10 protein-coding genes and 1 other RNA gene are annotated in these 12,690 nt (G+C 62.5%); all 11 read right to left on the reverse strand.

The window, feature by feature from the left end; translation table 11 throughout:
- Position 1: 1 nt before the first annotated feature.
- The 11 genes from murD to AC1ECN_RS05025 all read right to left on the reverse strand — a co-directional run bounded on the left by murD (position 2) and on the right by AC1ECN_RS05025 (position 12,642).
- Positions 2-1,414 carry a UDP-N-acetylmuramoyl-L-alanine--D-glutamate ligase gene (gene murD / locus AC1ECN_RS04975; protein WP_130672900.1) on the reverse strand — a complete coding sequence of 471 codons (1,413 nt, stop codon included), beginning with the start codon at positions 1,412-1,414 and terminating at the stop codon, positions 2-4.
- A 7-nt stretch (positions 1,415-1,421) separates the two neighbouring features.
- Entirely contained in the window at positions 1,422-2,522 is a 1,101-nt protein-coding gene (gene mraY / locus AC1ECN_RS04980) for a phospho-N-acetylmuramoyl-pentapeptide-transferase (RefSeq protein ID WP_003541415.1), read from the reverse strand.
- A 22-nt stretch (positions 2,523-2,544) separates the two neighbouring features.
- Positions 2,545-3,978 (reverse strand): UDP-N-acetylmuramoylalanyl-D-glutamyl-2,6-diaminopimelate--D-alanyl-D-alanine ligase, encoded by a 1,434-nt coding sequence (locus tag AC1ECN_RS04985; protein ID WP_128407048.1) that lies wholly within the window; start codon positions 3,976-3,978, stop codon positions 2,545-2,547.
- Positions 3,975-5,495 (reverse strand): UDP-N-acetylmuramoyl-L-alanyl-D-glutamate--2,6-diaminopimelate ligase, encoded by a 1,521-nt coding sequence (locus AC1ECN_RS04990; protein WP_018074139.1) that lies wholly within the window; start codon positions 5,493-5,495, stop codon positions 3,975-3,977. Before AC1ECN_RS04990 ends, AC1ECN_RS04985 begins: the two co-directional genes overlap by 4 nt.
- 6 nt (positions 5,496-5,501) lie before the next feature.
- Entirely contained in the window at positions 5,502-7,262 is a 1,761-nt protein-coding gene (locus AC1ECN_RS04995) for a peptidoglycan D,D-transpeptidase FtsI family protein (protein ID WP_477952343.1), read from the reverse strand.
- On the reverse strand, positions 7,262-7,765 hold the full coding sequence (gene ftsL, locus AC1ECN_RS05000) for a cell division protein FtsL (protein ID WP_477952345.1): 504 nt from the start codon (positions 7,763-7,765) through the stop codon (positions 7,262-7,264). Before ftsL ends, AC1ECN_RS04995 begins: the two co-directional genes overlap by 1 nt.
- Before the next feature lies 1 nt (position 7,766).
- Positions 7,767-8,792 carry a 16S rRNA (cytosine(1402)-N(4))-methyltransferase RsmH gene (gene rsmH / locus AC1ECN_RS05005; protein WP_018074137.1) on the reverse strand — a complete coding sequence of 342 codons (1,026 nt, stop codon included), beginning with the start codon at positions 8,790-8,792 and terminating at the stop codon, positions 7,767-7,769.
- Positions 8,793-8,809: 17 nt separating this feature from the next.
- Positions 8,810-9,247: a division/cell wall cluster transcriptional repressor MraZ gene (mraZ, locus tag AC1ECN_RS05010; protein ID WP_477952347.1), complete on the reverse strand. Its 438-nt coding sequence runs from the start codon at positions 9,245-9,247 to the stop codon at positions 8,810-8,812.
- Between the two features lie 411 nt (positions 9,248-9,658).
- An RNA gene (rnpB, locus tag AC1ECN_RS05015) (RNase P RNA component class A) lies at positions 9,659-10,056 on the reverse strand.
- Between the two features lie 157 nt (positions 10,057-10,213).
- Positions 10,214-11,389, reverse strand: coding sequence for an NAD(P)/FAD-dependent oxidoreductase (locus AC1ECN_RS05020; RefSeq protein ID WP_130661955.1), 1,176 nt, complete (start codon positions 11,387-11,389; stop codon positions 10,214-10,216).
- A gap of 11 nt (positions 11,390-11,400) precedes the next feature.
- Positions 11,401-12,642, reverse strand: coding sequence for an NAD(P)/FAD-dependent oxidoreductase (locus AC1ECN_RS05025; RefSeq protein ID WP_130661956.1), 1,242 nt, complete (start codon positions 12,640-12,642; stop codon positions 11,401-11,403).
- Between the last annotated feature and the right edge of the window lie 48 nt (positions 12,643-12,690).

Consider the following 12,690-nt stretch of genomic DNA (forward strand, 5'->3'; position numbering starts at 1 on the left):
GTCATTTCTCTCCTGTTGCCGGACCGATCAGCATCGCAATCCCGTCAAGCGCTGCCACGTGGCCGACGAAGGCTTCGCCCCTGACTTCGAAATTCTTATACTGGTCGAAGCTTGCGCAAGCCGGGGATAACATCACGGCCGAAGCGGCGCTCTCGTCGCGTTCGGCATCGGCGGCCGCATGCGCGACGGCGCGCTCCAGCGTATCCGATATTTCGTAAGGAACAGCCTCGCCGAGCGTCGCGGCGAATTCCGCCGCCGCCTCGCCGATCAGATAGGCCTTGGCGATGCGAGGAAAATAGGGAGCGAGCGTCGTGATGCCGCCAGCCTTCGGCAGGCCGCCGGCGATCCAGTAGATGCGATCATAACTCGAAAGGGCCGGCGCCGCGGCATCGGCATTGGTCGCCTTGGAATCGTTGACGAAAACGACACGGCCACGCTGCCCGACCGGCTGCATGCGGTGCTTGAGGCCGGGGAACGAGGCAAAGCCGGCGCGGATGTCATCGGCCGACACGCCGACGGCAAGGCAGGCAGCGACGGCTGCGGCGGCGTTCTGCGCATTGTGGCTGCCGCGCAGCGTCTGGATGCCGTCGAGATCGACGAAAGGCAGCATCGCGCCGCCGGCAGCTTTGATGAGCTTGGTGCCCTCGGCATAAATCCCGTCGGCCACGACGTTGCGGCGCGAGATGCGGACCACCTTGACGCCCGCCCGCTCGACGCGGTCGGCAATCAGCGCCGAATGGCTGTCGTCGATGCCGACGATTGCAACATCGCTACCGGCGACCAGCCGTTCCTTGACATCGGCATAATGCTGCATCGTGCCGTGACGGTCGAGATGATCGGGCGTCAGGTTGAGCAGGATGCCGGCCGACGGGTCCAGCGTCGGCGCCAGATCGATCTGGTAGGAGGAGCATTCGACGACGTAATAACGCTCGGCCTTCGGCGGATCGAGCGTCAGCACCGCCGTACCGATATTGCCGCCAAGCTGCGTGTCGTAGCCGGCGGATTTCAGGATATGGGCGATCAGCGCCGTCGTGGTCGACTTGCCGTTGGTGCCTGTTATGGCGATGAAAGGGCAATCCGGCGCATGGGCGCGGCGCTCGCGTACGAAGAGCTCGACATCGCCGACGATATCGACGCCGGCCGCGCGGGCAAGATCGACAGTCCAGTGCGGCTTCGGATGGGTGAGCGGTACGCCGGGCGACAGCACGAACAGCGCCTGCTGGCTCCAGTCGATGCTGTGCAGATCCTCCGTCCTGATGCCTTCGGCCGCGGCCTTGGCAACGCTGTCTGGATTGTCGTCCCAGGCGGTCACCTCGGCACCGCCGGATATCAGCGCCCGGGCGGTGGCAAAGCCGGAGCCGCCGAGCCCGAAGAGCGCGACCTTCCTGTCCTTGAGCGTCGTGACCGGGATCATCGCCGCCTCACCGGAGCTTCAGCGTCGAAAGGCCGAGCATCGCAAGGCCGACGGCAACGATCCAGAAGCGGATCACCACCTGGCTCTCGGTCCAGCCCTTCTTCTCGAAGTGATGATGGATCGGCGCCATCAGGAAGACGCGCCGGCCAGTCATCTTGAAGAAGCCGACCTGGATGATGACGGACAGCGTCTCGATGACGAAGAGGCCGCCGATGATTGCCATGACGATCTCGTGCTTGGTGGCGACGGCGACGGTGCCGATCGTGCCGCCGAGTGCCAGCGACCCCGTGTCGCCCATGAAGATGGCGGCCGGCGGCGCGTTGAACCAGAGAAAACCGAGACCAGCGCCGATGACGGCGCCAAGCACGACGGCGAGTTCGCCGGTGCCGGGCACGAAATTGATCTGCAGGTAATTCGCAAACACCACGTTGCCGGCGAGATAGGCGATGACGCCGAAGGAGGCGGCGGCGATCATCACAGGCACGATGGCAAGCCCGTCGAGACCGTCGGTCAGGTTGACGGCATTGCCGGCGCCGACAATGACGAAGCCGCCGAAGACGACGAACATGATGCCGATATTGATCATGAAGTCCTTGAAGAAGGGAAAGGCGATCGAGGAGCCGAAGGTCGAGCCGGCAATCCCCGAGGCAAGGGCGGTGCGCATCATGAAATAGACGGCGATGCCGGCGATGACGAATTCGATGCCGAGACGCGCCTTGCCGGAAAAGCCCATATGGCTCTGCTTCGTGACCTTAAGGTAATCGTCGTAGAAGCCGATCGCGCCGAAGCCCAGCGTCACCAGCAGCGTCGCGACGACATAGACATTGGAAAGATCGGCCCAGAGCAGCGATGCGCCGACGATGCCGGCGAGGATCATCAGCCCGCCCATGGTGGGCGTGCCGGCCTTCTTGAAATGCGTCTGCGGCCCGTCGGCGCGGATCGGCTGGCCCTTGCCTTGCCGGATGCGCAGCGAATTGATGATCGTCGGCCCGAACAGGAAGACGATCAGCGCTGAGGTAAAGAGAGCGGCCCCCGTGCGGAAGGTAATATATCTGAACAGATTCAGAAATTTGAAATATTCCGACAGTTCGACAAGCCAGATCAGCATTCAGGGCCCCTTGTTTACCCGATCAAAATTCGCGTTGCGTGTCGGCAAATGGCGGGAACTTGTCAAGGAGCGCGGCGACGATCTTGCCGAAACCGATGCCCAGAGACGATTTCACCATCAACACGTCGCCTGGCGCGACCGAGTTCAATACATAGTCCGTCAATTCGCTCGTGTTCTCGCGATATTCGACATGGACGCTTTCCGGCAACGATTCCTTGAGCGCAGCCATCTCCGCTCCGGCCAACCAGACATGTTCGATACCGGCAGCAAGCAGCGGCACGGCAAGGTCGGTATGGACCTTCTGCGCATAGTCGCCCATTTCCAGCATGTCGCCGAGCACGGCGATACGGCGTCCGCGGCCGGTCGGCTCGGAGGCCGCCAGCAGCGCGATCGCCGCGCGCATCGAGGCCGGATTGGCATTGTAGCTCTCGTCGATCAGCGTGAAGCTGCCGCCGCCGATCGAAAGCCGGTGGCGCTTGCCCCTGCCCTTTTCCGGCTTCAGCGTCGCAAGCGCTTCGATCGCCTTCTGCATATCGGCGCCGACGATCCTGACGACGCCGAGCGCTGCGAGCGCATTCTCGGCGATATGGCGGCCCGGCGCGCCGAGCGCAACTTCCAGCGTCTCGCCGCCGATCGTCAGCCACAGCGTCGAATTCTCGTCGGAACCATTGAATTCTGCGAGCCGGAATTCAGCCTTGGCATGCTGGCCGAAGGAATGGATATGCTCGATGCCGAGCGATTGCGCCGTGCGGTCGAGGAAATTGAACTGGTCGTTGTCGCGGTTGAGCACGACATGCCCACCGGGTTCCAGCCCCTCGAAGATCTCGGCCTTGGCGGCGGCGATTTCCTTGATGTTCTTGAAATTGCCGAGATGCGCCGGCGCGATCGTCGTGATGATGGCGACATCGGGACGAATCATCGCCACCAGCGGCCGGATCTCGCCGGGATGGTTCATTCCGACTTCGAAGACGCCGTAATCCGTATCCTCAGCCATGCGTGCCAGCGTCAGCGGCACGCCCCAATGATTGTTGAAGGAGGCGACGGAGGCGTGCACCTTGCCGGAGGGCGACAGCACATGCCGCAGCATTTCCTTGGTGGTCGTCTTTCCCACAGATCCCGTCACCGCGATGATCTGGGCCTTAGAGCGCTCGCGCGAGGCAAGGCCGAGCCGGCCAAGTGCCGCGAGCACGTCTTCCACGACGATCATCGGCACCGTCAGACGGCCCATGGCGGGAAGCCTCGCCTCGCTGACGACGAGAAGGGAGGCGCCGTTCGCCATCGCCATCGATGCGTAATCGTGACCATCGACACGGTCGCCCTTGATCGCGAAGAAGGCTTCGCCTGGGGCAATCGAGCGGCTGTCGATGGAGATGCCGGTGATGCCTTCGGGCAGAGTGCCGAAGGGGCGCCCCGCCATCGCTGCGATCATGTCTTCGGTCGTCCAGAGCCAGCTCAAGATTTCAGGTCCTCCAAGGCCTTGCGCACCTCCGCATGATCGGAGAACGGCAGGGTGACGTCGCCGATCGTCTGCCCTTCCTCATGCCCCTTGCCGGCGACGATCAGCGTATCGCCGGATCTCAGCATACTGACCGCCTCGCGGATCGCCGTGGCGCGATCGGCGATTTCCGAGGCGCAACTCGCGGCCGCCATGATCTCCGCCCGGATCGAGGCCGGCTCCTCAGAACGGGGATTATCGTCGGTGACGATGACGACGTCGGCAAGACGGCAGGCGATTTCGCCCATGATCGGCCGCTTGCCGCGGTCACGGTCGCCGCCGCAGCCGAAGACGACGATGACGCGGCCGGTGGTGAAGGGTCTGACCGAGCCCAGCACGTTTTCCAGAGCATCCGGCTTGTGGGCATAGTCGACATAAGCGAGTGCGCCGTCTTTCGTGTGGCCGACGAGTTCGAGACGGCCGGACGCGCCGACGAGCTTCTCGAGCGCAGCCATCGCAACCTTCGCCTCAACGCCGGTCGACATGGCAAGCCCCGCCGCGACCAGCGCGTTGGCGACCTGGAAGTCGCCGGCCAGCGGAATGTCCACCTCGAAGATCTCGCCGCCGATATGGATCTCGGCCATCTGCTTGTGGCGGAAGTGCTCGACGCGCTTCAACGAGAGGTAGTTACCCTTTCGCCCGACGGTACGAACGTCGTGACCGGCATCGGTCGCGGCCTTGATCGCCTGCGCCGACCACGGATCGTCCGCGAAGATCACCGCCGGCGACCCCTTCGGCAACAGCGTATCGAAAAGCCGCATCTTGGCGGCCATATAGGCCTCGATCGTGGGATGATAATCCATGTGGTCCCGGCCGAGATTGGTGAAGGCGGCTGCCGCAAGCTTGACGCCGTCGAGCCGGCACTGGTCGAGGCCGTGGCTGGAGGCCTCCATCGCGGCATGCGTCACGCCTTCTCCGGCAAGTTCCGCCAGCAGCTCATGCAGCGACACAGGATCGGGCGTCGTCAGCGAGCCATATTCGTTGCGCGTCGGCGAGACGACGCCCGTCGTGCCGATCATCGCGGCCGCGTGGCCGGCATGCGCCCAGATCTGCCGGGTGAAAGAAGCGACGGAGGTTTTGCCCGCGGTGCCGGTGACGGCGACCATAGTATCGGGCTGCCTGCCGTGGAAACGCGCGGCGGCGATGGAAAGGAAACGGCGCGGCTCCTTGACCGCAAGCACCGGGATCGAAGCAGCGACGGCTTGGGAGGCGATCGCGACGGCAGCGCCGCGGCCGGCGGCATCCGCGATGAAGCCCGCACCGTCCGCCTTGGTGCCGGCGACCGCGACGAAAGCATTGCCCGGCGCCACCTTGCGGCTGTCCGAAGACAGGCCTGAGATATCAAGCAAGCCTGCCGGGCCTTCGAGCTGTGCTTCAAGTTCCGGAAACTGATCTCCGGCCAGGTCTCGCAATTTCATCGAACGCACTTTTCTCTCTTGAATCCGGTTCACCCCTCGCGAATCGGCCTCGATATTCATTCACACTCAATAAGACACCAGCAAGGCCGATCCACCCTCCCCGAATTTCGGCTCGATGCCGAGAATGGGGGCCGCGCGGCTGATGATCTCGCGGGCAATCGGACCGGCGGTACCGGCGGAGATCGTTCCGCCATAGGCCTTCTCACCGGTCTTCGGCTCGTCGCAGAAGGTGATCACGGCATATTTGGGATCGTTGATCGGGAATGCGGCGATGAAGGAATTGAAATTTAGGGTCGCCGAATAACGGCCGTTCACCACCTTGTCAGCCGTGCCGGTCTTGCTGCCGACGGAAAAGCCCGGCACGCGGGCGACGCGCCCGGATCCCTTGTAGCCGTTGAAGTCAAGCAGATAGCGGATCTCGTCGCTGGTCGACTTCTTGATCACCTGCGTGGCGATCTCATCGGCCTGTTCGCGCGTGCGCGGCAGGAATGTCGGCTCGATCAGCTTGCCGCCGTTGACGAGAGCGGCGGCCGCCACCCCTGTCTGCAGTGCCGTCGTCGAGACGCCATGGCCGAAGGAAATCGTGATCGAATTGATCTTCTTCCAGACGCGCGGCTGGCTCGGCATCTTCACTTCGGGCAGCTCGGTCTGCATCTTCGTCAAGAGGCCGAACTTGGTCAGATAGTCCTTCTGCGCGTCGATGCCGACGATGTCGATGACGCGCGCCGTGCCGATATTCGAAGAATATTGGAAAATCTCGGGAACAGTCAGCCAGCGGCGCTGCCCGTGAAAATCGTGGATAGTGAAACCGCCGATATAGATCGATTTGCTGGCATCGAAACTGTCGGTCATCTTCACCTTGCCGCTATCGAGCGCCATGGCCAGCGAAAAGGTCTTGAAGGTCGAGCCCATTTCGAAGGTGCCGTTGGTCATCCGGTTGAGCCAACCCTCCTTGGCGCMTTCCTGCGGATCGTTCGGATCGAAATCCGGCGCCGATGCCATCGCCAGCACTTCTCCCGTATGCACGTCGATGACCGCAGCACCCGCGCCCTTGGACTGGAAGTTGTTGACGGCGTTGACGACCGCGTCCCGCACGATGTTCTGCACGCGTAGGTCGATCGATAGCCGCACCGGCTCGAGCGGCTGGTCGCTGGTCATGCCGACGGAGGCGAGATCGGCCAGCCCCTGGTCGTCGATAAATTTCTCCATGCCGGCGACACCGCGGTTGTCGATGTTGACGTAACCGAGGATATGCGCGGCGGTCGAGCCACCCGGATAGAAGCGGCGCTTCTCCGGCCGGAAGCCGATGCCGGGAATGCCGAGCGCCAGGATCTGGCTCTGCTGCTTCGGAGTCAGCTGCCGGCGCAGCCAGGCGAAATGCGAGGTCTTGACCGAGAGTTTCTTATAGGTGTCCTTGACGTCGAGTTCGGGCAGCACCGTCGCAAGCTTCTCGACCGCCTCGTCGGCGTCGACGATCTTGTTCGGTTCGGCAAACAGCGAGACGGTACGGATGTCGGTCGCCAGCACCTCGCCGTTGCGATCGAGAATGTCGGGGCGCGAGGCCATCAGCCGGTCGGGCGGCAGGATGCTGGAGACGACCTCCTGGTCCTTCATCGCATATTCGACGAGACGGCCGCCGATGACGGCGTAGACACCCATGAAACCAAGGATCAGCAGGCCGACGCGGCTTTTCGCCTGCCCTGATTTCTTCTTGCGCGATCCCTCGATCGCCAGGCCGGCGGGGGAAGGACCACCGAAGCGGTTATAGACGCCGGCGGAGAAATGCGCCTGGCTCTTCAAAACCATAATGCGGGAAAGAAACGACATTATTCCTCCACCGATCCGGTTTCGATCTGATCTGCATCCTCTGCCTCACCGCGTGGCGCAGGCATTGGAATGGGCTGCGCCTTGGCGGTGGCTTGCGCGCCCTTGGCGGTGTCTGGCGCGCTCTTGGCGCTGGCCACGGTCGCGCTCTTGGCGCTGGCCACGGTCGCGCTCTTGGCGCTGGCTTTGGCCTCCGTCACATCAGGCACGGGAACCTCGGATTTCAGCATCGGCAATTCCTTGGCATGCRCCAGCGCCGTCGATTCCGTCGGCTGCAGCTTCAATTCGTCATTATAGGCTCTGACCAGTCGCTCCAGCCGGTTCGGCTGCGATTGCAGCGCCCAGTCGGCCTTGAGAAGGTCGATCGTGTCCTTCTCGAGCTTGATCTCGGCTTCGAGGCGGCGAACCTCCTCGAGCTTCAATTCGGCGCGGTGCTTGATCGTGTAGGTTACGGCGGCAGTGGCCGTCATGACACCGATGAGCACGAGATCGAACGTTTTCAGCATATCAACCACCAAGCTTTCCGAGGCTGGCAAGATTGGGAAACCCGAAGAGCGACATATCCGCGGCCTCGGCGGCAGCGTTCGTCCTCAGGCCGGCGCGCAGCTTGGCGGAGCGGGCGCGCGGATTGATCTCCGCCTCCGCCTCGCTTGCCGAAACCATCGGCTTGCCGATGACCGCAAAGGTTGCTGCCCGCTCATGCGCGACCGGCAGGTGCCGCGAACCCGACGCCTTGCCGGCGCGGTCGGAGAAGAATTTCTTGACGATGCGGTCTTCAAGCGAATGGAAGGTGACGACGACGAGCCGCCCGCCTGGCTTCAGCGACGTTTCCGCCGCAAACAGCGCCTGCGCCAGCTCGCCGAGCTCGTCATTGACGAAGATGCGCAATGCCTGAAAGACGCGCGTTGCCGGATGGATCTTGTCCTTCATCTTGCGCGGCGTGACGAGCTCGATGAGACCGGCGAGATCGCGTGTCGTTTCGAACGGCTTTTCGGCGCGGCGCTTCTCGATCGCATGAGCGATGCGCGGCGCTTGGCTTTCCTCACCGAGAAAATGGAAGATGCGGATGAGATCAGCGACCTTGGCGCGGTTGACGACATCGGCGGCCGAAACGCCTTCGGCCGACATGCGCATATCGAGCGGACCGTTTTTCTGGAAGGAGAAGCCGCGCTCGGCCTCGTCGATCTGCATGGAAGAGACACCGATATCGAGCACGACGCCGTCGAGCCCGCCTTGCGGCGCATGATCGCCAAGATGCGAGAATTGCGAATGAACGAGCCTGAGCCGACCGCCATGGGCGGCGACCATTGCCTGCCCTGATGCAATCGCCGTCGGGTCGCGATCGAGCGCGATCACCTCGGCGCCGGCGGCAAGGATGGCCGAGCTGTAACCGCCCGCACCGAATGTACCATCGAGGATGAGCTTGCCGGGCGCGGGCGCCAGTGTCGCAAGGACTTCGTCGAGAAGAACAGGAATGTGACGAACCGGTCCGCCACCGGCATCAGTTGAACCTCCGCCAGGATTCGCCACCATTCCGTTCCCTCGTTCTTTCAGGAACGCTTGCCCGCCAGCTTGCGCTCCCCTCGTGCTTGCGCCTGTGCGGCCACAAAAGCCTGCGGCTGCCAGAGCTGAAAATGATCCGCCCGACCGACGAAGGTCACTTCGTCCGAGATGCCAGTGAAGCCCCGAATGAAATCCGTGACCATCAGCCGCCCCTCGGCGTCGAGCTTCATGAAGACCCCGCCTCCATGAATGAGAAGCGACATCTCGTTTGCATCCGGCGAAAACGGATCCTCCGCAGCAATCTGCCGTTCGAATCTTTCGAGAAGATCCGGACCGCCGACACTGATCGCCGGAAACACAAAGTCCTGAAAGCAGTAGAGCTCCTGGACGTTGCGCTGCGCCAGCACGGAACGGAAAGCCGAAKGCACGGAAACCCTGCCCTTGGCGTCGATCCTGTTGGTCGCGTTCGAAAGGAAGCGGCTCATCACACGAAACATCCGTTCCCGCAGGGATCCGGACCAAAAGACGCCCGAAACTCCCGATATCAGGCACAGCTTCGCAAGCCGGATGAGCGAAAACCCCTCCGACGCTTCCGGAGAGGAAGACGCCTTTGCGTTGCGATGAATGGGCAGATGATTGCCCTGGTGCAGTGCGCATTTGGGATAGCATGGGACCATATGGGCGTCAATGGGATACGCCCATTTTGCAATGGACGCATGATCAAAAATTTATAAGCCGTTAAGTTTAACAAAGGGTTAGCAGCGTCATCTTACAAATGACACGCATTGGTATGCCTGCAGGAAAAATCCATCCAATGGATGCATAAACAGCCGCTTGAAAACAGCCGGTTTCAGCGACTTACGCTGAAAATCCGGCTGCCGCGCCACAAGATGGTAATCGCCAGTTGGCCTGTAAGCCGGGTTCTGTATGGCTCCGGCGTGAACCGGAACGTGGCAGCCATTCCTCTGGGACAGCGTTCGCACGCTGCCTCGCGCAACCCACCCGGATGACTGGCCTGGAAACCGGCCGGAAGGCCTTTCGACCTGCCACGTCATCCCTATTCGGTCTTGCTCCCGGTGGGGTTTACCGTGCCATTTCCGTTGCCGGAGATGCGGTGGGCTCTTACCCCACCCTTTCACCCTTACCTGTCATGACAGGCGGTTTGCTTTCTGTGGCACTTTCCCTGAGGTCGCCCTCGCCGGACGTTATCCGGCACCGTGTTTCCGTGGAGCCCGGACTTTCCTCACCCTACCGCCTTTCGGCATTGGTAAAGCGCGGCTGCCCAGCCAACTGGCAGGGCTCCCATAAACGAGAGAGATCGCAATTGCTATCGAAATAAACGATATCGCTCAGAGCAATTCCAGCAAAAATGCGCAGCGGTTTTGCGTCCGGAATTGCGGAACAACAAAAAGAGAGAGCACCTCCGTGATTCGGAGAAAAACGGAAATGCTCTAGCGAAATTGCGGTGTGAAATCCGTGGAATAGCCCTGTTCGTCGATTCTACCTGACAAAAGCAGCTCGGCTCCAAGCCGGCCGATTTCGTCCGAGCTCTTGGCCGACGTTCCGGCACAGCCCGTCAGCACCGCGATTTCTGGCGATGAGGTGTAGCCAATCATCGGGTAGCCACTTTCCGTATGCGACACGACGCAGGCCGCCGTCGAAATCGAGAGCGGCACGATATCGGGCACTAGACCTTCAACGATGCGTTTGAGATGCGCGCGCACCATATCGCGGCCCTCGGTCTTGAACCAGGCGCGCATGTCGGCGTCGCCGCTGAGTGCCAGATCGTCGGGATCGCCGCCGATCTTCAGATAGAATTTGCCGTCGGGATACCGGATCGGCGGCAGCAGGTAGATATCGATGCCGGGCGCCCGGAGAATGAGCGACGGCATCGCGGCCAGGCGCGCAGCATCGGCCTCGCCCACCTCGAAAAGCGTCACGGTCCGGGCATAAACGGTCATGGCAACGGGCCGCGGCAACAGATTCTCCGCAATGGAAAATCCGCCCGCTGCCAGCAGCACCTTTTCACCGCGGCAGGTCCGGCCGCCGGCCGTCTCGACGACAGCCACGCCGCCCTCGCTACGGATCGAAACGACATAGTCACGAATGACGGTGGCGCCTGCCTTTTCGGCGAGCAGCGACTGCGCCTTGACCAGGCTGCGCGGACTGATGTGGCCGGCCCCCCTCGCCTCGAAGACGCCGGCGCCACCATCAGGAAAGGCGAAAAAGGGAAAGACGGCCTTCAGGCCGGCCCCATCGAGAAGGCGGGTCTCGACACCGAGCGAGATGGCGGCCTGTCGGGTTCTCTCGAGATAATCGCTTTCCGTCGGCGCGACGACGACGCAGCCGACCTCGCGATAGAAGTCGATGCCGCTGTCGCGGGCGATCTCGCCATAACGGCCGATCGAACGGTTGGCGAGCAGCGCCCAATTGCGGTCGGGATCGATGGTACGGGTGATGCGCCCCTCGTCGTAATGGCTGGCGAAGACGCCCTGATGCGCCTTGCGGTCATCAGGCTCGTCCGGACCGATCACCGCGACACCGTCGACTCGGCGCGCCAGATGCCGCGCCGCCGCTGCCCCCATCAGCCCGCGGCCGACGACGATATATTTGAAATCGACTGCCATGCTTTTCCTCTCTACGACGCCGCGTGTCCTTTCAGACCCGCAAAGGACGCTGTATCATCTTGAATTGCTGCGAAGACCGGCGTCAGTTCGCCGCCGAAATCCTGATCGCCGAGCCGTCCTTCCGCCAGAAGCACCGCTCCCAGCCGCCCTAGTTCGTCGGAGGATTTGGCCGCGACGAAATTGCCCCCTGTCAGCACCGCGACGCGTGGCGACTGCGTAAATCCGGCATAGGGATAACCGGTGGGTGTGAAATTCGCCACGCAGGGCGCCGAGGTCACGCGGCAACCGGCAAGCTCCGGCATCAGCTGCAAGGCGACACGCGAGAGATGATCGCGCTCGGCAGCACTGCCGTCGGAACGGAACCATGCGCCGGCATCCTCCAACCTCTCGAAGGAAAGCGCCTCGGTATCGCCACCGAGTTTCAGATAGGTCTTGCCGTCGGGATAACGCACCGGCGGCAGGATATAGATGTGATCCTCTTCCCGGTCACCGAGCACGATCGTCGACGGCATATCGCCGAAAACCGCCATCTCGCGCTCGCCGATTTCGTAGAAGGCGACGGTGCGCGCCATGACCCTGGTATCGACGGGACGCGGCAGCAGGGCATGGAAATTGCTGAAACCGCCAGCGGCGACCAGCACGCGCTCGGCGCTGTAGCTTCTGCCGCCGGCCGTCACCTCGACATGGGAACCGGCGTCGTGCACGGATGTCGCGGTTGCCTCGATCAGCGAGACACCACCCTGTTCGGCAAGCTTGATCTGCGCCCGCACCAGCGCACGGGGATTGATGTGGCCGGCGCGCTTACGCTCGAAATATCCGCTGAATTCAGGGGCAACGGCAAGATAGGGAAAACGTTGGGGAAGCTCCGACGGTGCGATGGTCTCTATATTGCTGCCGAGCGACCGGCTGACGGCCAGTGCCCGGTTGATGTAGTCCTGTTCGTCCGTCGGGGTCGGACCGGCAAAGAGGCAGCCGACCTCCGAATAGAAGGAAATGCCGCTCCTTGCCTCGATCTCGCCGTAGCGGTCGAGCGCGCGGGCGGCGAAGGTTCCCCAGGCAAGATTGCCGTCGAAAGTGCGGGTGATGCGCGCTTCGTCGTAGTGGCTGGCGAAGACGCCGTGATGGGTCATGCGCTGATCCGGCTCGCGCGGGCCGATCAGCGCGATGCCGTCGGCCATCGAGGAGAGATGCCGTGCGGCGGCGGCACCCATCATGCCGCTTCCGATGATGATGAACCTGAAATCGACTGCCATATCCCACCTCGTTTCAAGGCGGGATATCACGGCAAGCGTGCTGATTCA

It is taken from the genome of Rhizobium sp. 01N447_2 (assembly GCF_056399245.1).

What these genes read in the sequence shown, in the direction of transcription:
- murD (WP_130672900.1), bottom strand. Translation starts at nt 1,414, where the DNA reads ATGATCCCGGTCACGACGCTCAAGGACAGGAAGGTCGCGCTCTTCGGG.
- mraY (WP_003541415.1), bottom strand. Translation starts at nt 2,522, where the DNA reads ATGCTGATCTGGCTTGTCGAACTGTCGGAATATTTCAAATTTCTGAAT.
- AC1ECN_RS04990 (WP_018074139.1), bottom strand. Translation starts at nt 5,495, where the DNA reads ATGAATATCGAGGCCGATTCGCGAGGGGTGAACCGGATTCAAGAGAGA.
- rsmH (WP_018074137.1), bottom strand. Translation starts at nt 8,792, where the DNA reads ATGGTGGCGAATCCTGGCGGAGGTTCAACTGATGCCGGTGGCGGACCG.
- AC1ECN_RS05020 (WP_130661955.1), bottom strand. Translation starts at nt 11,389, where the DNA reads ATGGCAGTCGATTTCAAATATATCGTCGTCGGCCGCGGGCTGATGGGG.
- AC1ECN_RS05025 (WP_130661956.1), bottom strand. Translation starts at nt 12,642, where the DNA reads ATGGCAGTCGATTTCAGGTTCATCATCATCGGAAGCGGCATGATGGGT.